General features: G+C 52.9%; 24 protein-coding genes. 10 read left to right on the forward strand and 14 right to left on the reverse strand.

The features are described from left to right. Positions 1 to 53 precede the first annotated feature (53 nt). Positions 54 to 443 (forward strand): thioredoxin family protein, encoded by a 390-nt coding sequence (locus AC23NW_RS00955; RefSeq protein WP_487447722.1) that lies wholly within the window; start codon positions 54 to 56, stop codon positions 441 to 443. Between the two features lies 1 nt (position 444). Here the strand turns inward: AC23NW_RS00955 and AC23NW_RS00960 are convergent, their stop codons facing one another. From AC23NW_RS00960 to AC23NW_RS01005, 10 genes are all read right to left on the reverse strand, one after another. Next, positions 445 to 1,551, reverse strand: coding sequence for a DegT/DnrJ/EryC1/StrS family aminotransferase (locus AC23NW_RS00960; RefSeq protein ID WP_487447101.1), 1,107 nt, complete (start codon positions 1,549 to 1,551; stop codon positions 445 to 447). A gap of 1 nt (position 1,552) precedes the next feature. Beyond that, positions 1,553 to 2,188, reverse strand: a complete 636-nt coding sequence (locus AC23NW_RS00965) for an acetyltransferase (RefSeq protein ID WP_487447102.1) — start codon at positions 2,186 to 2,188, stop codon at positions 1,553 to 1,555. A 2-nt stretch (positions 2,189 to 2,190) separates the two neighbouring features. Continuing rightward, positions 2,191 to 2,769, reverse strand: a complete 579-nt coding sequence (locus AC23NW_RS00970; RefSeq protein ID WP_487447103.1) for a sugar transferase — start codon at positions 2,767 to 2,769, stop codon at positions 2,191 to 2,193. A 99-nt stretch (positions 2,770 to 2,868) separates the two neighbouring features. Beyond that, entirely contained in the window at positions 2,869 to 4,098 is a 1,230-nt protein-coding gene (locus AC23NW_RS00975; RefSeq protein WP_487447105.1) for a glycosyltransferase family 4 protein, read from the reverse strand. Continuing rightward, entirely contained in the window at positions 4,061 to 5,215 is a 1,155-nt protein-coding gene (locus tag AC23NW_RS00980) for a glycosyltransferase (RefSeq protein WP_487447106.1), read from the reverse strand. Before AC23NW_RS00980 ends, AC23NW_RS00975 begins: the two co-directional genes overlap by 38 nt. A gap of 1 nt (position 5,216) precedes the next feature. Then, positions 5,217 to 6,080 carry a glycosyltransferase family 2 protein gene (locus AC23NW_RS00985; protein WP_487447107.1) on the reverse strand — a complete coding sequence of 288 codons (864 nt, stop codon included), beginning with the start codon at positions 6,078 to 6,080 and terminating at the stop codon, positions 5,217 to 5,219. After that, positions 6,077 to 6,928, reverse strand: coding sequence for an alpha-1,2-fucosyltransferase (locus AC23NW_RS00990; protein ID WP_487447108.1), 852 nt, complete (start codon positions 6,926 to 6,928; stop codon positions 6,077 to 6,079). Before AC23NW_RS00990 ends, AC23NW_RS00985 begins: the two co-directional genes overlap by 4 nt. Continuing rightward, positions 6,925 to 8,112 (reverse strand): oligosaccharide repeat unit polymerase, encoded by a 1,188-nt coding sequence (locus AC23NW_RS00995; protein WP_487447110.1) that lies wholly within the window; start codon positions 8,110 to 8,112, stop codon positions 6,925 to 6,927. The genes AC23NW_RS00990 and AC23NW_RS00995 overlap by 4 nt, the downstream gene beginning before the upstream one ends. Next, a complete protein-coding gene (locus tag AC23NW_RS01000) occupies positions 8,088 to 8,975 on the reverse strand; it encodes a glycosyltransferase (protein ID WP_487447112.1) in 888 nt (295 codons plus the stop codon). Before AC23NW_RS01000 ends, AC23NW_RS00995 begins: the two co-directional genes overlap by 25 nt. Next, positions 8,972 to 10,003 carry a hypothetical protein gene (locus tag AC23NW_RS01005; protein WP_487447113.1) on the reverse strand — a complete coding sequence of 344 codons (1,032 nt, stop codon included), beginning with the start codon at positions 10,001 to 10,003 and terminating at the stop codon, positions 8,972 to 8,974. The genes AC23NW_RS01000 and AC23NW_RS01005 overlap by 4 nt, the downstream gene beginning before the upstream one ends. Before the next feature lie 174 nt (positions 10,004 to 10,177). Here AC23NW_RS01005 and AC23NW_RS01010 point away from each other — a divergent pair, with 174 nt between their 5' ends. Further along, complete coding sequence (locus AC23NW_RS01010) at positions 10,178 to 10,561, forward strand: hypothetical protein (RefSeq protein ID WP_487447114.1); 384 nt, start codon at positions 10,178 to 10,180, stop codon at positions 10,559 to 10,561. 137 nt (positions 10,562 to 10,698) lie between these two features. On the opposite strand, the gene nadD is transcribed toward AC23NW_RS01010, so the two are convergent. The 4 genes from nadD to AC23NW_RS01030 all read right to left on the reverse strand — a co-directional run bounded on the left by nadD (position 10,699) and on the right by AC23NW_RS01030 (position 12,996). Then, positions 10,699 to 11,271, reverse strand: coding sequence for a nicotinate (nicotinamide) nucleotide adenylyltransferase (gene nadD / locus AC23NW_RS01015; RefSeq protein WP_293845013.1), 573 nt, complete (start codon positions 11,269 to 11,271; stop codon positions 10,699 to 10,701). 45 nt (positions 11,272 to 11,316) lie between these two features. Beyond that, positions 11,317 to 11,916: a guanylate kinase gene (gene gmk / locus AC23NW_RS01020; protein WP_293845019.1), complete on the reverse strand. Its 600-nt coding sequence runs from the start codon at positions 11,914 to 11,916 to the stop codon at positions 11,317 to 11,319. Between the two features lie 93 nt (positions 11,917 to 12,009). Next, positions 12,010 to 12,300 (reverse strand): hypothetical protein, encoded by a 291-nt coding sequence (locus tag AC23NW_RS01025; protein ID WP_487447116.1) that lies wholly within the window; start codon positions 12,298 to 12,300, stop codon positions 12,010 to 12,012. 81 nt (positions 12,301 to 12,381) lie between these two features. Then, positions 12,382 to 12,996: a sigma-70 family RNA polymerase sigma factor gene (locus AC23NW_RS01030; RefSeq protein ID WP_293845017.1), complete on the reverse strand. Its 615-nt coding sequence runs from the start codon at positions 12,994 to 12,996 to the stop codon at positions 12,382 to 12,384. Positions 12,997 to 13,250: 254 nt separating this feature from the next. Between AC23NW_RS01030 and AC23NW_RS01035 the strand changes: the two genes are divergently transcribed. From AC23NW_RS01035 to AC23NW_RS01070, 8 genes are all read left to right on the forward strand, one after another. Beyond that, positions 13,251 to 14,048, forward strand: coding sequence for a Rossmann-like and DUF2520 domain-containing protein (locus tag AC23NW_RS01035; RefSeq protein ID WP_487447118.1), 798 nt, complete (start codon positions 13,251 to 13,253; stop codon positions 14,046 to 14,048). Positions 14,049 to 14,170: 122 nt separating this feature from the next. Continuing rightward, the gene (locus tag AC23NW_RS01040) at positions 14,171 to 15,022 is read left to right on the forward strand and encodes a hypothetical protein (protein WP_487447120.1); all 852 of its coding nucleotides are present in this window, start codon (positions 14,171 to 14,173) and stop codon (positions 15,020 to 15,022) included. Positions 15,023 to 15,098: 76 nt separating this feature from the next. Continuing rightward, complete coding sequence (locus AC23NW_RS01045; protein WP_293834233.1) at positions 15,099 to 15,686, forward strand: RNA polymerase sigma factor; 588 nt, start codon at positions 15,099 to 15,101, stop codon at positions 15,684 to 15,686. Further along, on the forward strand, positions 15,667 to 17,259 hold the full coding sequence (locus tag AC23NW_RS01050; protein WP_487447122.1) for a hypothetical protein: 1,593 nt from the start codon (positions 15,667 to 15,669) through the stop codon (positions 17,257 to 17,259). Before AC23NW_RS01045 ends, AC23NW_RS01050 begins: the two co-directional genes overlap by 20 nt. Before the next feature lie 68 nt (positions 17,260 to 17,327). Further along, entirely contained in the window at positions 17,328 to 17,870 is a 543-nt protein-coding gene (locus AC23NW_RS01055; RefSeq protein ID WP_293834231.1) for a QcrA and Rieske domain-containing protein, read from the forward strand. A 154-nt stretch (positions 17,871 to 18,024) separates the two neighbouring features. Beyond that, the gene (locus AC23NW_RS01060; RefSeq protein WP_487447123.1) at positions 18,025 to 18,693 is read left to right on the forward strand and encodes a hypothetical protein; all 669 of its coding nucleotides are present in this window, start codon (positions 18,025 to 18,027) and stop codon (positions 18,691 to 18,693) included. Between the two features lie 30 nt (positions 18,694 to 18,723). Then, positions 18,724 to 19,290 carry a YceI family protein gene (locus AC23NW_RS01065; protein WP_487447124.1) on the forward strand — a complete coding sequence of 189 codons (567 nt, stop codon included), beginning with the start codon at positions 18,724 to 18,726 and terminating at the stop codon, positions 19,288 to 19,290. Positions 19,291 to 19,338: 48 nt separating this feature from the next. Next, a complete protein-coding gene (locus AC23NW_RS01070) occupies positions 19,339 to 20,943 on the forward strand; it encodes an N-acyl-D-amino-acid deacylase family protein (RefSeq protein ID WP_487447125.1) in 1,605 nt (534 codons plus the stop codon). Positions 20,944 to 21,098: the final 155 nt, after the last annotated feature.

The raw sequence follows: 21,098 nt of genomic DNA on the forward strand, positions 1-21,098 counted from the left end.
TGAGAAGAGAGTTTTGGCTGTTATCAACAATGATGTTGCTGGCCATTGGCTTCATGTCTGCATTTGCACCCGCGAATCGTACTGTAATTGAGGACACAGAAGGTATTCAGTTTACAGAAACAAGCTGGAATAATATCCTGAAAAAAGCGAAAGCTGAAAAGAAAGTGATCTTTCTGGATGCGTATGCCAGCTGGTGCGGACCGTGTAAAATGTTACAGAAGAACGTATTTACGCGTAAAGAGGTCGGTGATTACTTTAACAAGTCATTTATCAACGTGAAGATGGACATGGAAAAAGGCGAAGGCCCTATGCTGTCGCAGCGTTACCCGCTGGAAGCCTATCCGACACTGTTATTCATTGACGGAAACGGCCGTGTTCTGAAAAAAGTCATTGGCTATCAGGCGCCTGATCAGCTGCTGGCCATTGGTAAGAGCGTAAAATAAGTTACCGGCAGAATAAAGACAGTACGACATCAATAACGCGCTGTCGCTCTACTTCATTCAGCGTTGAACCGGATGGCAGACAAAGCCCCTGGTCAAAGATATTCTCAGTAAGGCCCGTTCCGTAGAACGGGCTTTTTTTGTACACCGGCTGACGATGCATCGGTTTAAACACCGGTCTTGCTTCAATACCGTGCCGTGCCAGCGCCAGCCGGACGGTTTCCCGCGAAATACCGGTTTGCTGTTCATCAAACAGGCAGGCCGTCAGCCATCGGTTAGCCGCACTCCCTGCCGGTTCCGGCTGAAAGCTGATGCCCTGAACGGCCTGAAACGCTTGCTGATAGGCCAGCAGGTGCGCCCGCCGGCATTGTACACGTTCTGTCAGGGCTGAAAGTTGCTGAAGGCCCAACGGAGCTGCTACCGGATTGAAGGCTGTGTTATAGCCGGTCCGCTCGTGCTCATAGTGCGGTACCGGTTCTTTCGCCTGACTACCCAGCCAGCCGGCCGTTCTGAAACGCATTTCGTCATTGGTCAACAAAGCGCCACCGCCCAGGGTAGTAATAATTTTGTTGACATTAAACGACAGGATACTGATGTCTCCGAAACTGCCACATGGTTTGCTGTGGTAGGTACTCCCAAGCGCTTCGGCGGCATCCTCAATGAGCGGAACTCCGAACTGGTGGCAAAGTAGCTGTAGTTCATGCCATTGGGCAGGCACGCCATAAAGATCCACGGCAATGACTGCCTTCGGTCGACTCCGGCGTTTTCGCAGGGCCGTTTCCAGTGCATCCGGACACATGTTCCAGCTTCGGGATTCGCTGCCGATAAAAACCGGTGTTGCACCCTGATGGACAATGCAGTTTGCCGATGCCGCGAACGTCAGCGATTGGCAGAAAACCTCATCACCTGCCGCCACTGGCAGGGTCGCAAGGGCGAGCTGTAGGGCCGACGAACCGGCATTTGTGAGCAGGCAATGGGTATTGTCGGTAACTGCAGCTAGTTGCTGTGAAAAATGCTGCGCAAGGCAGTACAGCTCATCAACACTGTGGCTAGTGCAGGGAAGCGTACTAATGTCGGGTGGTGATAATGGAATAGTAAACGGCTGCATCATGTCAGCGGGCCGGAACGCCCTTAACGGTAGTATTGCCTAAAACCGGTTTGGTCACAACGGCTCCGGCTCCAAGAACCGCATGGCTGCCGACGGTAAGCTGGTTGTTAACGATGGCGCCGGTACCGGCAAACACACACTCGTCCAGCACAACCTCACCGGCAATATTAACGGCGGGCATCAGCGAACAGAAATCCCCGATCCGGCTGTCGTGGCCAACCGTGCAGTTCAGGTTCAGCAGCACATGGTTGCCGAGTGAACTATTGACGGTCAGGATACTTCCCTGACAAATAAGACAGCCTTCGCCCAGAGCAACTTCCTGTTCAGGCAGAAGCCAGACCGCTGGATGAATCAATGTCGGGAAGGAGATTACAGGGTTTGTAATGGCTGTAACCAGCTTCCTGCGAACCATTGGCCAGCCAACGCCCATGGCCACTGACAATGGTGCCGGGTACTGATTGAGTGCCAATAATCCGCCCAGAACAGGCAGTTTGTTGACCAGCGTGCCTGATGGCACATTGTCATCAAAAAAGCCGATGGGTTGCCAGGTATCCGGCCAGGCATGGTTAATATGCTGAATGAGCATCAGGACTTCGCGGCCGAAACCACCGGCTCCATAGATAGCGATTGGTGTTGCCATACTTAATCAGAGACGCCTGTAAACCGTGACATAAGCGGGTCGTTGGCGGGTGAAAGCATCAGTATACAGGTACGCCAGAGGATATAGCTGTCCAGTTGCCAGGAACGGTGCTGAACATACCACACATCCAGATCAAACTTCCGGCTCCAGCTGATGCTGTTCCGGCCGTGAATCTGAGCCCAGCCGGTTAAGCCCGGTTTTACCTCTTGCCGTTGCCGTTGAAAATCGGTGTATAAGGCATTGTATTCAGGGAGCAGCGGGCGAGGGCCGATCAGGCTCATGTCGCCCCGCAGGACGTTGATCAGTTGGGGCAGTTCATCAAGGGATGTTTTCCGGAGCCAGCGCGCTGTGCTGGTCAGACGAAATGCGTCGGGTAAAAGTTTACCCGACGCATCGAACTTGTCGGTCATGGTGCGGAATTTATACAGGACAAAAGGCTGTCCATACTGTCCGGAACGGCGCTGACAGAATACCGGCCACCGGCGGAAATGGAGGCTAACGAGCAGTGCCGTTAGCCCCATAACCGGTAGTGTAACCGGAATTGTAATCAAAATAAGCGTTATGTCGAGAAACCGTTTCATGGATATGTATGCCTTCGGTCCGGCTGTTTAGCCATTCCTTGATACGGGCAAAAGCGGCACCGGTCACAAGCAAAGGTGATAACCGGTCTATCCGGCTATTTAACTGTCCTGAATGCACGTTTTAAGGAGCTGTATGTAGGTGTGCGCCTGTGTTTGGCGGTCAAAGCGGGTGACAGCCAGTTGCCTGGCATTCCGGCTATATTGCCTGGCAACTGCCGGATCGGTGAGGAGAGGTGTTAAGCACGTCTCCCAGGTATCGGGTTGGGCCGGGTCAAGAAACAGGCCTGCTCCGGCGTCCGTAAGTAAGGTACGCGTCAGGCCATCAATGGCCGTCAGGACCGGCAGCCCGCACGCCAGGTAGTCAAAGAGTTTGGCCGACAGCATGGTGTTAAAAAGGGGCTTCGGCTGCATCATAACAAGGCCGGCATCGGCGGCCAGCAGAAAGGGTAATACCTCTTTTTTAGACTTTGATGCATGAAAACGGACATTGGTCAGGTTCCGGTGAAAGGCCAGGGCTTGTAACTGTTTTTTCATAGGCCCGTCGCCTATCAGCAGAAAGCGGACAGGGGTGTGGCGCAAGCAGGTGGCAGCGTCCAGTAAGGCTGTCAGCCCGTTGGCCGGACCATGGGCCCCGGCATAAATAATCCAGAAACCGGTTGCCATTGCCTGTTCTTTCCGGAATGCTTCCCGGTCAAATAAACGCTTGCCGGCCTCAACCATTGACAGGTCGGCTCCATTAGGAATAACCGTAATCCGTCCGGCAGAGATGCCTTTCCGGTTAATCAGTACATGTTTAAAGTCCTCTGTCAACACGACCAGATGAGCCGCTTTCCGGTACAGAAACCGTTCGAGCCGATACGCTGCCCGACGCAGTAGCGGATGACGTAAATAGCCCAGCTGCACGGGCGCATCCGGCCATAAATCCCGCAACTCCAGGATCAGCGGGACCCTGGCTTTCACCGAGAGTATCCAGCCGGCAAGACCTATGGTAAGCGGAGGCGACGAGGCGATAACAACATTGACCGATTGGTCCGTAATAAACCAGCCGTGCCACAGGCTATTGATCAGGAAACAGCAATAGGCCCACAAACGCCCGGCTGCGCCGGCCTGATAGCAGCCCGGTACCCGCACGCGGATGATGCGTACGCTGGCCGGAATAGACATTTCGTTTTTACCGGCGTAAGGTTTACCGGTCATATAGTCGATGGTCCCGGCCAAAACTGTGATCCGGTGACCTTCATCAGCCCAGTGGCGCACCAGTTCATTCCAGCGGATGCTGCCCGGAGAGTGTTCAGGAAGGAAGTACTGGTGAAGCAACAGGATATGCATAAAAACGGTATTTGGCTTCGTGAACGTCTTCCGGTACAAAGTCGCGCAGGACACGCTGCCGCCCTGCCTGTCCGTGTTGCTGCCGTAAAACCGGATTATTCAGGTAAGTCCGGATAGCGTCAATAAAGGCATCAATTGCGCCGGCATCGGCCAACAGGCCGGTCTGCCGGTCTTTTACCGCATCGACAACACCGGTCACGCGGCTGGCGACAACCGGTATTCCCATCGCAGCGGCTTCAATCAGCACATTACCGAAGCCTTCGCGGCGGGTTGGTAAGACCAACACATCCATCAGCGCAAGGTAGGGTGCCGTATCCCCGACAAAGCCGGTCAGGCACACCCGCGGGTCGCTGGTAAGCAGCTGAATACACGTCTGATCGGTCGGTAACTGGCTATCGGCACGCCCGACGATCAGCAGGCTGACCGCCGGATCGGTCCGTATACCCTGCCAGACGGCGGTCAGGGTTTGAAGCCCTTTTTCGGCGGTTAACCGGCCGACGTAGCCAATAACCCTGGTCGTAAGGCCGGTCTGTTTTCTGAGAAGCTGCCGTTGCGCTTCCGGAACCCGTTCGGGATTAAACCGTCTCCGGGCATCTACGCCGTTGCAGCTGCCATGGTGAGGTACGGTCATTTGCCGGTTTCGGCCGATGAGGTTACGGGCCGCTACACAGGCCAGTGAATGGCTGACAAAAAGCAGGTGTGTGGCCAGATAACCCATCAGCCGCTCCGCCAGTATCAGTAGTAGCCGCTTCAGACCGCTATAGCTTTCAAAGACAAAACCGTGTACTTCATACACACGGACGGGAACGCCGCTTACCCTGGCTGCCAGCAGGCCAAGCAAGGATGCTTTCGGCGTATTGGTATGAACAATATCCGGCGTTAGCCGCCGGAACAACCGGATCAGTAGTAGCAGGCACCAGATGTCCCTGAACAGCCGGACCGGCCGCCGGAAAGGAACGGTTGTATAGGTGAACCCTTCCCGCGCGGCCAGCCGACCTAGGTCTGCTCCGGCTGCACAGATAACATGCAGCCGGATGCCTTTCTGCCGCCAGAACGCAGTCTGGCCTTCCAGAAAGCAAACCGACTCCGGTGCTGTAAAGAGCTGAATGGCAAGCATCTCAGTCGGCAAAAGTATTTTTTTGAGCCAGATAAAGCTGCGCTTCAGCATGGAGCTGACCGGCCTGCGACATTGGCTTGTACCGGTTCCGGAAAAAACGGCCCGTTAGCCTGTTTTGGCGGAGCGCAAAAAACGGCCCTTGCTTCAGATAGGAGACAGACCAGTAGAACCGGTAGGCGACCGGTGAAATGGCCGGCCGGTACTGGCGCAGGATATCCCTGTATTCGCGCATTGCTGTACGATAATGATGCTTGCGGGGAAGGTCGCGGTAAAAAAGCAAGGGCTCATCAATAATGCTGATTCTGGTTTCCGGCAAGGTTCTGAGCCAGAGTTCAAGATCTTCTGTCCGCTGTAAAACAGGGTTATAGGGGTGGCGCCGGAACCAGTCCGTTTTGCCCATAACCGTCGGATGAATAATCGGGCAGCGGGTAAGCAGCCTATGGTAGCGGGGACTCTGTGCCGGTAAGCCGCGAAGGCCGCAAATGCGGGTTTGCCGGTCAATAATGTAGGCAAACGAAGCCGTCAGGTCGGTTTGCGGGTTTTCCAGCAGGTAATGAAGCTGGGTCTGAAGGCGGTTTGGTGCCATCAGGTCGTCGGCGTCCATACGGGCGAGAAACCGGCCTTCCGCCAGCCGGGCAATCTGGTTTAGCCGGCTGGCCAGTCCGAGCCTCTTTTTATCGGAAATAAGCCGGATCCGCGGATCGGTTAGCCAGCGGTATGCAATGGCCAGCGAGTCATCGGTCGATCCATCGTCGAGCAGCAATAATTCCCAGTCAGTAAAGGACTGATTAACAACTGACCGGATGGCCGCAGACAGGTAGGCGGCCTGGTTGTAAAAGGGAAGTCCAATCGTAATAATAGTCATCGGTAAGGTATAGTTAAGGAGTGTCGGGTTAAGCCCGGTGCTTCGGTAAGGCGGCCGTTGCGGCGCTGCCAGTGCAGGGGCATGATGGTATAGCTGTTGGTTTTCCGGCCAATCCACGACGCCCACCAGCTGAATGTGCTGTTGGGAATAATGAAGTGGCTGCAACTGCTCATTTGAGCCAGATGGACCAGAGCGGGGGCGGGCGGACAAAACCTGACCGGCTCCGCTAACGTCAGGTGCTGCCGGCACCAGTCCGGGTCGTCGGAGAACACATAGACCTGAATCGGTCCGACGCGTGCTTGCAGTAACTGCAGCGCACTGGCGTAGTAGTGTGCGGGCAGTGTATGATAGCGGCGGTTGGTGACATAGTCGCCACGCCGGATATGCAGACAAACCGTCTGACTGTCAACGTGAAAAGCTGATGGTACATACGGCCGGAGCAACGTTTGCAGCGAGCTTCTGAGCCAGTCCGAAATGGCGGTAAAGTAGCCGGAATGTTGCCAGTAGCCAGTCAGATAACAAGAAGCCGGTGCCGGAAAAGACACCTTCCGGTAAGGGTGTCGCTCACGGATAAACGTAATCCGCTGGGGCCAATAGGTATTGATAAGGCGCCTGGTAATTCGTTGCCAGCGATTGGCGGTTGTGGCGAACGGCTCGACCAGCTGTCGAGGCGCAATGGTTACAACCGGATCAATTGCCTGAAACGGAAAAATCGTTGCGCCGGCCTGACCGGATAACCAGGCTGTATCAAGCAGGAGCTGGGTATGGTGTTGTACTGCCAGTTGTTTACCGATAGCATACTGAAACAGCTGATTGCCGAGTCCTCCGTTTAGTTCCGTGATAATCATACACGTCCGGGTTTGAGCAGGTGATGAATAAGCCAGAGTTCAATCGCCAGCAGAAACGCATTGATGCGGATGAGCTCGTGATTCATAAATGACATAGCAATAGCATAGTTGACAAACGCATAATAGCACACAACCGGAATCGACTGAAACCGGAAGGCCCGGCGATGTAACCGTGCTGCCAGCCAGCCTAATGTCAGGGCCGAGAACAGCGCACCGCCTATACCGAAATCAAGTGTAAAGGCGTCTAGGTAGGTATAGACATTGGTCATCACCGGTCCGGAGGCATATTCTCTTACCAGTGGCGGATACGACTGAATCAGTCCTGCGCGCTGAGCTGTATAGTTCAGAAAATCAAGGCTGTAATAAGGCGAGTCGTACAGGCGGTAACCGGGGTAGTTTTGTTCCAGCAACGTTTCGTAGGCCCTGGCACCACCCCAGAGGTAAATTTTGGCAACCTGCCAGAAGGCGGCGGGGGTGTAGCTGAAACTCAGTGTCACCAGCAGGACCGGCGAAAACAGGAACAGAGAAAGTTGCCGGATGCGGCGGCGGGATAGCTTACCGAAGACACTGAGTGAGGTCAGAATTGTCAGGCTCCAGAGCAAAACCGGAGCGCGTGTTAAGCTAAGCGAGGCCGTTACGAGGGACAGCAGGCAGATCATCAGCAGCGGCCCTGTCCGGAGGGCTTTCCGGAAGAACAACCAGAACGCCATCGGCAGGTACAACAGAAAATTACGGGCGAAAAGCTGATAGAATACATTTGATTGTTCGGCCTGCAGGCGTTGCCCCTGAAAGCGCAGGGCAAACCAGCCGAACCGTATTAAATCCAGCTCACTGCTGATCTGCACCAGCATCCAGCCATTGGCCAGCAGGCTCATTATCAGCAGAAAGGTCAGTAGCCTTTTTACCGTTCTCACCGGATGCTGTACGATGGCCGTGCCGGCTGCCTGTTGCCGGAAAACTGCGAAGGAGGGCAGCAGAAACAGCAGCCAGACCGTATAAAACAGGATCTGCGTAGAGAGAGCCGGAACAAACGGCGGCCCGATGAAGGGTGCGCCGATGAGTAAAAGTCCCCAGACTATGCCGTAGAGTTCCAGATAGCCGAAGCCCCTGATGCTGTTTGTCAGGACATGGTACAGGCTGCCGATCAGGGTAAGGCCGGTCAGATGCGTGAGCCAGATTGCCATAGTTGCTTCAGGTAAAATTCAGCCCATCTCCATTGACGGATGCCGGCAGCGAGGCCGGCAGGTATCCCGTAATAGCCGGTCAGCAGGTGAGTTTCGCTATTGAGAAAGTGCCTGAAGCGCGTTTTGGGGCTCAGGCGTTGGGTGGATAGGCCGTGCAGGTGCTCAACAACCAGATCGCCGTGCAGCAGGCAGTAACTGCCAAGTTGCCGGATCTGAAACCCCAGAATCAGCTCTTCCAGATACAGAAATGTTTGCTGGTCAAAGCCTGTGAACCGGTCAAAAAATGCTTGCCTGACCAGAAAGCAGGCACCGTTGATGGTATCGACCCGATGGATAGCGGGTGGGTAGGGGACCAGATCCTGATAAATAAACTGCCGGTATTTACGGGTAAAGAACCGGCGGAGAAGCGGGCTGTGGCAGCAAATCAGCCAGCAGGTAGCCAGTAAACGCCGCACCTGAATCTGTTGGTTAACAGGTAGTTCGTTTGATCGTGTATGCACAAGCGGGCTGACGGCCATGGCATCGGGGCATCGTTGCAGAGTATCTGCCAGCCGTTGCAGCGTCCGGCTGTCTGTCAGGCGGACATCGCTGTTGATAATCAGGAAGGCATCCGGTTTGGCCAGGCCGGCGACAGGGATCAGGCCGAGGTTATTACCGGCGGCATATCCCTGATTTTCCGGGCTGCGAATGACGGGTACCGTAGCCGGAACCATCTGCGTTAACAGCTGATAATCATCCGTTGTGGAGGAGTTGTCTACAACGACGATCTGCAACGCGTTATACGTCTGGCACTGAAGCTGCTGCACACATGAGAGTGTATGCACTGGCGTATGGTGGTTCAGAATAATGGCGCGTATAATCATGACTTCGGGTTGATAACATCCTGACAGACAAGAACAATAAAGGTCAGCAAACCGCCCAGCAGCGCACCGGTAAGGCCGTGAACAACGCGGGAAGGCGAGCTTCGGTGGGATGGCGGACGTGGCGGCGATAAGACCTCCAGAACCGGCATCTGCTCCTGAAATAGAAGGCGGGTATGTTCAAATTCTTCGGTCAGTGTCTGAAGCAGATTCCGGGCGACGGCCGTTTCGGTTGCCAGCTGCTCCCCATCCAGGGCTGGTGTTTGCAGGAAGAGGTTACGATGGCTGTCCTGATAAGCCGCGAGTGCTTTTCTGGTATCAGAATAGCGTTTTTTTGCCTGTTGCCGCTGGGTTGTCAGAAAGCTAAGGGTCTGCCTCAACCGTGCCGTACGGTAGGCCGTCACATAGGCTTTGAGGTAGTGAATGGAAAAGACCGCGATTTGCCTTGCCACGGCGGGATCCGGTAATTCGACACGGACCTGAATCAGGCCGGATTGTTTGTCGAGGTCAGCGATGAGCTGATGGCTCAGGCTTTGCAGGATATTCTCTTCGCCGGGCGTTAGCTGCTGCGAAAGCGGCGGAAAGGAGTTCAACGCCTTACTACCGGTTAGCTGAGCCATCAGCGAATGCGCCGGATCGGTCAGAAAACCGGCAAGGCTCGGATAGTGCCTGCCCTCCAGCGTCGTAACGGGATGCCGGAGGACTTCATAACGGAATGTGTCGCTTTCCAGGACATTGGAATACAGGTCGGGCCGGACCGCCTCGGTAACGCCGCCGGTACCGTCGAGCGAAAGGCCTGCCAGTTCGGCAAGGGCGCCGAAACGTTTGAGAGAAAGTGCTGACCGCGTCTGGAGTTCAGGCATAATGCTGACCTCTACCCGATACTGGTTTGTTTTCAGAAACGACAAGGCAACACCCGCCAGCCCGCCAAACACAGCCGCGATGGCAAGTATACGGATGTGCCGGGTACCTGTCATGATGACTTGCTCAATCGTAATAGTACGGAAACGATGTAGGGTTGTGGGTAACATATGCCGGTCCATGCTGTAAAATGCTACTATGAGACCGCATTTTTACGGAATTGTCACGCGCCGGGCGGCTGCATAAAAACAATTGTTTGGCTGTCAGATAACCGGTTTACCGCATACGGGTTGTATTTTTACGGGCACAAGAAACGCGGGTATCTTTACCGGCACCGAACCTGAATGAAAACAAAACTTGCAATATATCTGGGTGCCTTCTGGCTGGTTGCCTGCTCTACGGCTCCCGACAAGCTGGGTAAACTGGATGTAAAAAAATGGCGGAGTGATCGTGGTGGCTGCTATGGCCTGCGGATGTCAGAAACGGAGCATTTTAAGGCTGAAATGCAGGCAATTAAAGGCATGCACATCAATGATGTTGGTGAGTTGCTGGGCCGCCCTGACATCAATCAGATCGAAGACCGGAACCAGAAATATTATGTTTATTATCTGGAAAAGGGGCCTCAATGCGATCAGGAGCGAACAAAATCAAAAAGCCTGTCCGTTGCGCTGCGGGTTAGTGCTATCGGGCTGGTTACCGAAATCACTTTCCAGAACGGTATTCCGTGATTTCGGGCTTTAGGTTTTGGGCGACTGCTTAGTATAGGTTTTGGGCGACTGTGTGGGAATGGTTTTCGGGCGACCACGTGGTATAGATGTTGGGCGACTGCTTGGTATAGGTTTTGGGCGACCACGTGGGGTCGCCCCTACTGGTAAAATTTTTTGCGCAGGATCATTTCTTCGACTACTTCCGGGACGAGGTAGCGGATCGGGCGGTTATTTTTAAGGCAGTCGCGGATGTAGGTTGCCGAAATATCAAGTAAGGGCGCCTGTACAATCTGCACCGCCGGATGAGTGCGGAACGGACTTTCGGCTGCTTTCGGCCGCTCATAGACATAAAGGCCAAAATACTCCAGAATTTTTTCGTGATTTTTCCAGTTGGCAAACTGTTCCAGATTGTCTTCGCCGATGATGAGCTTAAACTGGTGTTGCGGGAACTTCTCCTGTAGCCGGGTCAGTGTATCAATGGTGTAACTGGGACGAGGCATCGAAAACTCAATGTCTGTCACTTTCAGCCGGTTATTGTCCGATATCGCCCGGTCGACCATATCAAACCGGTCAAATTCATGCAGCAGGCTTTTGGATTTTTTGAACGGATTCTGGGGAGATACCACAAACCAGACTTGCTCGAGATCGGTACTGGTTGCCATCGTGTTGGCGACAATCAGGTGCCCGATGTGAATAGGGTTGAAGGAGCCGAAAAATAAACCGATTTTCATGCCGCAAAAAAAGAATAGCAGGCCGGAACCTGCTACCTGACTATATTAAATGATGGCTCCTTTTTCCGGAGTCTTATTGTCTTTTATGAAGTCGTCAACCAGTTTCTGGGCCTTTTGCAGTGAGTCATCCAGTTTATCATTCACCAGAACGACATCGAACTGATCCTGGAAGCTCATCTCAAAATGCACTTTAAACAGTCGCTTCGACAGGCTGTCTTCGGTTTCGGTACCGCGGCCGATCAGGCGATCGCGCAGGGTTTCTTCGTCAGGGACCTTAACGAAGATGGCCAGCGCCCGGTCTCCGTAATATTTTTTGAGCTTAAGTCCGCCCTGAACATCAACATCAAACAGCACATGTTTGCCGGATGCCCACACCCGTTCAATTTCGGCTTTCAGGGTTCCGTAAAAAGCACCGACATACACTTCTTCCCACTCGACAAATTCGTCGCGGTCAATGCGTTGCTTGAAATCTTCGGGAGTCAGGAAATAGTAGTCTTTCCCGTTTTCTTCAGCACGGCCCCGGCGGTCGCGGGTACAGGCAGAAATCGAAAAGCCGAGATTTGAGTTCTCGGCCAGCAGGTGTTTAACGATGGTAGTTTTTCCCGAACCCGACGGGGCCGAAAAAATAATGAGTTTACCTTCCAAAATAGGCATTGTAAGGTTTCAGGTTTCCTTTTATGGTATGTTCCGCAATGGCGGCGCACTGATAAGGGATAAAAAGAAACCTGAAACGGGTTGTTAACTTAAACTGGCGATACGCGATTTAATGGTTGCGATCAGCTTGTCCGGACAGCACTTCTTCTCCATTCGTTCCAGGAGCAATGCCTTCACTTCTTTTTCGAGATGATACATCTCGATGCAGGGACGGCAAACCTCCATGCTCTTCTTCAACTTCTCTAACTGTTCCTCTGTGGCCTCTCCATCAACAAGGAGCTGGATTAATTTCAGACAATTGGACTGATGGTCGCAATGCTGTTTAGGCAAGCTATCCAGGTTGGCAGGATACGGTGATGGCAACGACGTTTGCATTGGAAAAGTTTAATTTATTCCAAGATTAGTAATACGGAAATGTTACTGGCTTAACCAATTTATATATAGAAAAAGTTTCGGCTATTCCTCATTTTCTTCACGATAACCCATTGATTTTGCGTAATCACGCAATTTTTCTTTCAACAGGTTACGTGCGCGGTGTAACCGGGACCGAACCGTACCAATCGGAATATCCAGGATTTTGGCCATTTCTTCGTACGTGAATCCTTCGATATCACAGAGAATAATAACCGTCCTGAAATCCACCGGCAGCGAGTTCAGCGCTGTAGCAACTTCATCACCGATCAGATCCGAAACAGACTCGGCCCGCAGGTCGACAGTGTGCTCAGCCTCAGCGTCTTCAGAGTTGTAGGTTGTCTCTACATCCTGATAATCGACCTTGGCCGGCTCCTTACTTTTTTTCCGGTAATCGTTAATGAAGCTGTTCTTCAGGATTCGGAACAACCAGGCTTTGGCGTTAGTTCCTTGTTCGAACGACGAGATAAACCGAAACGCCTTTAAATAGGTATCTTGTACCAAATCATTGGCGTCGTCCTCATCCATCGTCAGACGAAACGCAAAGTTGTACATGGAGTCTATGTGCGGCATAAACTCCTTGTTAAAGATAAGGTATTTCTGATCTTCAGAATAGCCTCGAGCTGGCGTGTCTGACATAAGTTCGGGCATAGTCGCCATAAATTTACAATTATTTGCCGTTCACCGTCGGTTTGGCCCAACATAATTCATGACTTTCATAACGAAAATGCCTGGCCTTATCAGGTATTGACTGCAAAAATCACTCCTTTGTTTCAATTTCCCGCACAAAAAGGGAGTAAACTGACGAATTGGCAGGAATTAGGCAGAGTGATTGCGTGATTTAGCGAATGAGTGAATTAATTTGCTGTAATTATTCGCTCAACCACTCAATCACTCATTCGCGCAATCTAAAAATGCACATTACCTTCATCGGGTCCGGGAATCTGGCATGGCACCTTGCACCTGCTTTCGAAAACGCTGGCCATCAGATCAATGAAGTTTACAGCCGCCGTGCCGTACAGGCCGGACAGCTCGTCAGTATGTTATACGATGCCGGTGTCAGAACGGATTTAAACTTTGCTGACAGTTCGTCGGATTTGTTTGTGCTGGCTGTGGCCGATGATGCGCTGGACGAAGTATGCCGGCAACTGGTTCTGCCGGAAGATGCCATTGTGGTACATACGTCGGGTACCAGATCATTGTCGCAGCTCCGCCAGTGGATGGGAATATACAGTGATGTGCCGGTCCGGACAGGGGTTTTTTATCCGTTGCAGACCTTTAGCCGGGACCAGCCTCCGCTTTCCTTTGACCAGATTCCGCTGTGTCTGGAAGCCAGTGATAAGGAAACCGAAGATGTGCTGGTCGAACTGGGGCAGGAGCTGAGCGACATTGTTTATCTCATTACCTCCGAAGAGCGCCGGCTGCTGCACATGGCAGCGGTGTTTGCCTGTAATTTCACCAATCACCTGCTGGCCATCGCCAAAGACCTGACCGAGACCAATGGTGTGCCGTTTAAGCTGTTGCGGCCGCTGATCCGGGAAACTATCCGGAAGGGGCTGGCTGCCGGTCATCCGGCTGATGTGCAGACCGGACCCGCCCGCCGCGGCGACCGGCAGACGATGCAGGCGCATCTGGCCTTGCTGACTGAACAGCCGCAACTGGCCGAAATCTACGAACTTATGTCTGACAGCATTACCCGGATGTATCATTAGGCTATACCAACTGTAATTTTTTTCCGGACCGACGCAACCCGAATCCGCAACCGTCCGTATTGATGACTGAACCGGTTCAACTGAGAGTTACTAATCACATATATTAACAGCAGTTGACAATCATGAAACAGCCATCTTTGACCAAATACGGCCTGTACTACGTTCTTTTATTTGTTGCCTTAGTGACCGGGTGTAAAGACAAAGACTCTACACCTGCCAATGATGTGGATTTAGGTACAACCACATTAGGGAGTGTATTAACGGGCGAAAGCGGCAAAACACTTTACTTTTTTGCCAACGATGTGACGGGTGTATCAAGCTGCACCTCGGCTGCCTGCATGGGTAACTGGCCGGTTTTCTATAAGGATCCGGCAACCATGAAGCTGGGTACAGGATTAACCGCAACGGACTTTGCGACAATCAGCCGCCCCGACGGTTCAAAGCAGACGACCTACAAGGGATGGCCGCTGTATTATTACAAGAATGATACAAAAGCCGGTGACGTAACGGGTGAAAACGTGAATAACGTGTGGCTGGTCGCCAAAACCGATTACAGCATTATGCTGGGCAACGGGCAGCTGCTGGGTAACAATGGCAAAACGTACACGAGTGATTACAAGGAAGGGACTGGAAATACCATCTACTTTACTGACGGTGTCGGCCGGACACTGTACGGATTTGTTAATGACCGGAACAAGCAGAATAAGTATACTAAAACTGACCTGAGCAATAATGCCACCTGGCCATTGTTTGAAGAGGCAACTTTGAAATCGATTCCGTCAGTATTAAGTAAGTCTGACTTCGTGGTTATTGATGTGACGGGAACAGGTAAGAAGCAGTTGACATATAAAGGCTGGCCGCTGTACTACTTTGGCCCTGACAACGCCGTTCGCGGAGCAACCAAAGGCGTAAGCGTACCGTCGCCGGGCATCTGGCCTATCGTGAATGCAAGCACGCAGGTAGCGCCGAACTAAGCATGTGAGTGACGTCGGTTTACGGGTGGAATCGCCCGTAAACCGATCCTGGAAAACAGATTTAAAAACGGTATTCATGGCAAACGGATCCCCCCCTCCAGCGTTGCATGAACTGTTAGCCGGTTGTCTTCGCAATCAGCGACGCAGTCAGGAGTTGCTATACCAGCAATTCTACGGCTATGCTATGGGCGTTTGTCTGCGCTATACGTCAACACGGGAAGAGGCCCTGGAAGTACTGAATGACGGTTTTCTGAAGGTGTTCACGCGTTTGCAGCAGTATGACCAGGCCCAGCCGTTTAAAGGCTGGCTGCGCCGGATACTGATCAATACGGCACTGGATAATTACCGGCATGAAGTACGGCACTATCATCATGATGATGCCGGCAAGGCTGAACAAGTGGCAACCGATCAGGCTGATGCATACAGCCAGCTGGCGTATGAAGAATTGATCGGTCTGGTCCAGGATTTATCACCGGCTTACCGGCTGGTATTTAATATGTATGTTATTGATGGCTATAGCCATGACGAAATTTCGGCCCGACTGGGGATTTCGGCCGGAACGTCAAAGTCTAATCTGGCGAGAGCGCGTGAGGCACTCCGGTCGATGCTGCAAAAAAAAAGTCAATCCATAAACAGTGATAAGTATGCAAGAGTACCCCGATAACGATCAGCCCCATGAGGGCCTCGACGGGCTCTTCAGAAAGTCAGCTGAAGAGTTTGAACCGACATTTGATCCGGCCGCCTGGCAGGACATGCGGGCTCGTCTGGAGGAGCATGACCGGAAAGTGTTAATGAATAAGTGGCTTGTACGGAGTTCTATATTGCTGGCCGTATTGCTGCTGGGGTTTGTTGGATGGTATTCCTGGGAGGTTCTGAACGCAGGGGGGGCGTCGGTCCGGCAGCAGCCGGGCCAGCCTACCAGGGCACAGCACCAGCCAGACCGTGCGGAACCGATGACGCCAGAGAACAAACCGGCTGCAACGGACCCTGCCGTTACTCCCGGAGCACGTGTTGCTACGGAAACAGCCCGACCGCCACAGGCCGCAGCAACCGGTGTTGCCGGCAATGAAGGCCGCCGCATACCGGAAGCGACCAAAATCGTACTGCCACAAACAGACCAAAACAGTACATCCGGCGCCGCAACATCGCAGGTTGTTACCCCTGACCGGTCGACCCGGAATCCGAATACCAGCAACCAATCTATACGTTTAACAACGCAACCGCCGGTCCGGCTGGCAGATAGATCAGGCAAGCGGAGAACGCCGGCCGGATTGGCGGTAGACGAGCAGCAGGCAGCGGTATCGCAAACGGCTGATGCACCCGTCAACCGGTCGCCGGTAGCGGTGACGGACCAGACTCCGGCAACGGATAAGCCGGTGGCCGCGGTCACGCTTCCGGGAAGACGGGCCGGTACGGTTGCCAACCCGGATTTTGATCCGGCCAGCGAAGGCCCAGTCAGGGTAACCGGTCCGGATTCGGCTGCTGTAGCAGAGGCGGGTGCAATGCCGGTATGGCAGGACGTCGCCCGGCTGCGGAGCCATTCGTTTGTCTGGCCGGTATTTACCTCGGCGCTGTACCATCCGGTCGCGGCACCTGATGTAGAAAAGCCGGCCGCTACAACCCGTCCTAAAGTACGTGGTTTTAGCCTGCGGGCAATGGTTTCGCCGGACCTGACAACGATCGGTCTGCATGATTTTGTGCGGCCGGGCACAAATCTGGGTTTGTTGGTTGAATACCGGTTGAGTAGTCGCTGGAGCGTACAGGCCGGGGCTATGTGGAGTAAGAAAGTTTACGAAGCTTATCCTGACCAATACGTATGGCCGACTAACTGGAAATGGCAGGTGCCGGTTCTGGGGGTAGACGGTGTATGCAGCATGATTGATATTCCGTTGAATGTACGATATGACGTTGTTTTACAACCGCGCAAATCCGGTCTGACGCCGTCGCGCTGGTTTGTAAATACTGGGGCGACCAGCTTTGTGATGCTTCGCGAAGTATATGATTATCAGTATGAGAATCCGAATGATCCACGAATAAAGTTCAAACAATGGGCTGGAAAAACCGGTACCTATAGCCTGAGCCACTTGAATTTTTCGGTAGGCTACGAACGGGCGTGGACTAAACGCTGGTCCTGGCAAATCGAACCGTTCATAAAAACGCCTCTGCAAGGGGTGGGCCGTTTTAAGGTAAATCTTATTAGTACAGGAACATTCCTCTCGATCCGATACAAACTTTAATCCTTTTTTACTGATCTGTAAATCCGTTCAGTACGTTCAGCCGTATTGAACACAAACTCCTTTTGTCTATGAATACGCAACAACCTGTTGAAGAAACAATGAAACGCGGCGAATTTCTGCGTAGTCTGGGCCTGAGCAGCAGCGCCTTGATGGCGTTATACTGTATGGGAACACTGTCGTCCTGCGGCAGTAAAGATGATACTACCGTAACGCCGGGCACCGGGACAGGTACCGGAACCGGAACGGGTACAGGTAGCACAACCTCAGGGTTTACCGGTAATGCCCAGACCTCAAAAGGGGCTATCAGCTTTACGCTTGACCTGACAGATAACAATTATAAGGATCTGAAAACAGAAGGTAAATTCGTAGCTGTCGGTGACGTGGTTGTGGCGAATGCCAAAGGCAACAAGCTGGTTGCTGTCGGCCGGATTTGTACACATCAGGGCGGAAACCTTAATTATCGGCTGGCACAGGATGATTTCCTCTGTGACTTACACGGCAGTGAGTTTGCCACCGATGGTACAGTTCAGGTCGGACCTGCAGCACAGGCTGTAAAATCGTATAAAACTACATTATCATCCAATGGGAATACCTTACAGGTATCTCAGTAAATGACGTTAATTTTGCATTAATTCAGACACATAGAGGCTGCACTGGCGGCAGCGGATACGTATGTAAAAACAGACCGGCTTACCTGAAATGCGCACATGGAAAGGCAGTAAGGTGAGCCGGTCTTTGTTTTCTAATCTTTAGCTCGGGTAACGAATGAAACATGTAATTTGCCTGCTCATCGGCTTTTTTCTGATGAGCTACAGCTACGCACAGGACTCCACAGCTGTTCATCGGGATACCACAAAAGCAGCCTCGGGCGATGATTTGCTCAGTGGCCTTACTGAATCAACGGAAAAGCAGGAACTGCTGCCGTCAAAAATGATTTTTACACAGCGGGCCTTCTGGGGACCTAAAGGCCTGTTGCGGGTGATGAACGTGGCCCCGCTGACACCGGAAGGCCGCGAAAAGGAGCTTAAAGTGCGCCGGTTCATGCTGAAAACACACCAGGTTGCCGGTTTTGTGACCCTGGCCGGTATGGTTGCGCAGGGGCTGGTTGGTGCTAAGTTGTACAACGCTAAAGGCAACGATTATTCCCGCATCAAGGAAACCCACGAAATGCTGGCAACGGGCATCAACGTAGCGTATACGACAACGGCCGTTCTGTCACTCGCTGCACCGCCCAAAATGGTTTCGGAGCGGAAAGGCTTTAGCTCGATTAAACTGCATAAATACCTGGCTGTGCTCCATATCGCCGGTATGATTACGACGAATGTCCTGTCGGGCATGATCCAGGATAACTACAAGCTTAAACCCTACCACAGAGCCGCTGCCTATACGACGTTCGGGGCGTTTGCCGCCTCTATAATCGCCATCAAGTTTTAAGTCTAAGTATCATTATAACAGTCTTTTATCATGAAACGGGTTATATACGTAGCCTTGTGGGGGCTTATTGCCCTCGGGCTAACCAGCTGGGTAGCACCCAATCCGATGGCCAAGCGGAAAATTATGGCCGATAAAGGCAGTTCGTCGATTACCTATAGCATGAAGCACCCTATGCACGAATGGGATGCTGTTAACAAGGATGTGACGTGCGCTGCTATGTACGACGACGACGCGCAGAAGTTTGAATCCGTAGCCGTTGTTGCCAAAATCGCGTCGTTCGACAGTAAAAATGCTAACCGCGATTCGCATGCGATTGAAGTACTCGATGGCATCAAGTACCCGAATGTGACCTTCTCGAGTCAGGACATTCAGACCGGTGCCAACGGCGCGCTGACCATTAAGGGCAATCTGGTCTTTCACGGGGTATCAAAACCCGTAACCGTACAGGCTACCCAGAAACAGGCCAATGGCAAAACAGTGGTCGACGGGGCCTTTACCCTGAAAATTACCGATTTCAAAATTGAGCGTCCGTCACTGATGATGGTGCCGGTTGAAGATGAACTCCGGATGAAATTCAGTATTGCCTTCAAACTTTAGTAATCCTCTGGCTTTTTGATTATTATCACGGGTACAACCTGAATAATCATGAAGCACATTACACTAAGTCTATGCTGCCTGCTGGCCTGTGCAGGGCTGGTAAAGGCGCAGACCTACGACCTTGTGATCCGGAATGGCCGTGTAGTGGATGGTACGGGAAACCCCTGGTACTATGCCGACGTGGCGGTGAAGGATGGCAAGGTCATTTTTATTGGTACGGTACCGGCAACGGCCAGCGCCCGGCAGCTGATCGACGCGAAAAACCAGATTGTTGCCCCTGGCTTTGTGGATGTGCATACGCACGTTGAAGGGAGTCTGGAAGAGCGGCCCGGCGCTGATAACTTTCTGTATGACGGCGTAACTACGCTGGTGACGGGTAACTGCGGCTCGTCGCGGACCGACCTGCGGACGTATTTTGAAAGCCTGCGCAGTATGGGCATTTCTCCGAACGTTTGCTCGCTCATCGGCCACAATTCCGTCCGGCTGAAAGTCATGAAAACCGCCTTCCGTGACCCGACTGCCCGCGAGCAGGCTGAGATGGAAGCCCTTGTGGAACAGGCCATGAAGGAGGGCGCCGTCGGTATTGCTACGGGCCTGATCTATACGCCGGGGACCTACGCCAAAACGCCCGAAATTGTCAATCTCTCTAAAGTGGCAGCCCGGTACGGCGGCGTCTATGCGTCGCACATGCGGAACGAGGGGCAGGAGGTTGAAGCGGCTATCAACGAAGCCATTCAGATTGCGCGGGAGGCCCGGATTCCGGTCGAAATTTCACACTTTAAAGTGGCCAGCAAGCCGATTTGGGGCTTTAGCAAACAAACCATAGGACTGGTGGAGGCGGCCCGCCGCGAAGGGCTGGATGTTACGGTGGATCAGTATCCTTACACGGCGTCGAGTACGTCGCTGCAAAGCATCATTCCGGCCTGGGCACTGGCTGACAGCGACTCGCTGGTATTGGTGCGGTTCTGTGATCCGGTCACGCGCGCGAAAATCCGGAAGGAGATGCTGGAAAGCCTGAAAAAAAATGACCGCAAAGACTTCGATTATGCCGTGGTCGCCTATCTGCCGGCCGACACCACGTTCAACGGCATGAGTATCTCAACAATAAACCGGAAGCTGGGCCGGAAGGCCAATGCCGCCACCGAGGCCGATCTGGTGATGGACCTGATCGAAAAGTCGGGTATGAAGCGGATTCAGATGGTATACCATACCATGTCGGAAGACGATGTGGCTAACATCATGCGGTATCCGAACACCATGATTGCCTCGGATGCGGGCGTGAGCCGGTTCAATTCCGGTATGCCGCATCCGCGCGGATATGGTACCAATGCCCGTGTCTTAGGCCGGTATGTGCGTGAGAAACAGATTATTCCGCTGGAAGATGCCATCCGCCGGATGACTTCTCTGCCCGCCCAGCGCTTTAAGCTGGCAAACCGAGGACTGCTCAAAGAAGGGTATGCCGCCGACATCGTAGTATTTGACGAAAAAACGGTGGGTGATGCCGCGACCTATGAAGCGCCGCACGCCTATTCAACCGGATTTTCGTTTGTCCTTGTCAACGGCGTGTCGGTTATTGAAAACGGAATCCATACGCAAAAACGCCCTGGACAGGTGCTGTTGGGGCAGGGTGCGGGCGTGGTTGCCGGACGCTGACCGGCAATTATATCTCCTCCGGCTTTGAGCGCAACGCCACGGTTGGCTTCCGGTGTGTGAAGGAGTAAAAAAAAGTGGTGGGGGGGGGGAGGGGGGTGGCCCCCCAAACCAAAATAAAAGACAAAAAAAAAAAATTAGAAGAAAAGAAGTGGGGA

The organism is Arsenicibacter sp. R0_47 (assembly GCF_057652235.1).

Coding starts and splice junctions, on each gene's coding strand:
- AC23NW_RS01040 (WP_487447120.1), top strand. CDS start 14,171: ATGAAACAGCCATCTTTGACCAAATACGGCCTGTACTACGTTCTTTTA.
- AC23NW_RS01045 (WP_293834233.1), top strand. CDS start 15,099: ATGGCAAACGGATCCCCCCCTCCAGCGTTGCATGAACTGTTAGCCGGT.
- AC23NW_RS01025 (WP_487447116.1), bottom strand. CDS start 12,300: ATGCAAACGTCGTTGCCATCACCGTATCCTGCCAACCTGGATAGCTTG.
- AC23NW_RS01060 (WP_487447123.1), top strand. CDS start 18,025: ATGAAACATGTAATTTGCCTGCTCATCGGCTTTTTTCTGATGAGCTAC.
- AC23NW_RS00960 (WP_487447101.1), bottom strand. CDS start 1,551: ATGATGCAGCCGTTTACTATTCCATTATCACCACCCGACATTAGTACG.
- AC23NW_RS01010 (WP_487447114.1), top strand. CDS start 10,178: ATGAAAACAAAACTTGCAATATATCTGGGTGCCTTCTGGCTGGTTGCC.
- AC23NW_RS01070 (WP_487447125.1), top strand. CDS start 19,339: ATGAAGCACATTACACTAAGTCTATGCTGCCTGCTGGCCTGTGCAGGG.
- AC23NW_RS01030 (WP_293845017.1), bottom strand. CDS start 12,996: ATGGCGACTATGCCCGAACTTATGTCAGACACGCCAGCTCGAGGCTAT.
- AC23NW_RS01055 (WP_293834231.1), top strand. CDS start 17,328: ATGAATACGCAACAACCTGTTGAAGAAACAATGAAACGCGGCGAATTT.
- AC23NW_RS01050 (WP_487447122.1), top strand. CDS start 15,667: ATGCAAGAGTACCCCGATAACGATCAGCCCCATGAGGGCCTCGACGGG.
- AC23NW_RS00975 (WP_487447105.1), bottom strand. CDS start 4,098: ATGCATATCCTGTTGCTTCACCAGTACTTCCTTCCTGAACACTCTCCG.
- AC23NW_RS00955 (WP_487447722.1), top strand. CDS start 54: ATGTCTGCATTTGCACCCGCGAATCGTACTGTAATTGAGGACACAGAA.
- AC23NW_RS00995 (WP_487447110.1), bottom strand. CDS start 8,112: ATGGCAATCTGGCTCACGCATCTGACCGGCCTTACCCTGATCGGCAGC.
- AC23NW_RS00985 (WP_487447107.1), bottom strand. CDS start 6,080: ATGACTATTATTACGATTGGACTTCCCTTTTACAACCAGGCCGCCTAC.
- nadD (WP_293845013.1), bottom strand. CDS start 11,271: ATGAAAATCGGTTTATTTTTCGGCTCCTTCAACCCTATTCACATCGGG.
- AC23NW_RS01065 (WP_487447124.1), top strand. CDS start 18,724: ATGAAACGGGTTATATACGTAGCCTTGTGGGGGCTTATTGCCCTCGGG.
- AC23NW_RS00970 (WP_487447103.1), bottom strand. CDS start 2,769: ATGAAACGGTTTCTCGACATAACGCTTATTTTGATTACAATTCCGGTT.
- AC23NW_RS00980 (WP_487447106.1), bottom strand. CDS start 5,215: ATGCTTGCCATTCAGCTCTTTACAGCACCGGAGTCGGTTTGCTTTCTG.
- AC23NW_RS01035 (WP_487447118.1), top strand. CDS start 13,251: ATGCACATTACCTTCATCGGGTCCGGGAATCTGGCATGGCACCTTGCA.
- AC23NW_RS00990 (WP_487447108.1), bottom strand. CDS start 6,928: ATGATTATCACGGAACTAAACGGAGGACTCGGCAATCAGCTGTTTCAG.
- AC23NW_RS01000 (WP_487447112.1), bottom strand. CDS start 8,975: ATGATTATACGCGCCATTATTCTGAACCACCATACGCCAGTGCATACA.
- AC23NW_RS00965 (WP_487447102.1), bottom strand. CDS start 2,188: ATGGCAACACCAATCGCTATCTATGGAGCCGGTGGTTTCGGCCGCGAA.
- AC23NW_RS01005 (WP_487447113.1), bottom strand. CDS start 10,003: ATGTTACCCACAACCCTACATCGTTTCCGTACTATTACGATTGAGCAA.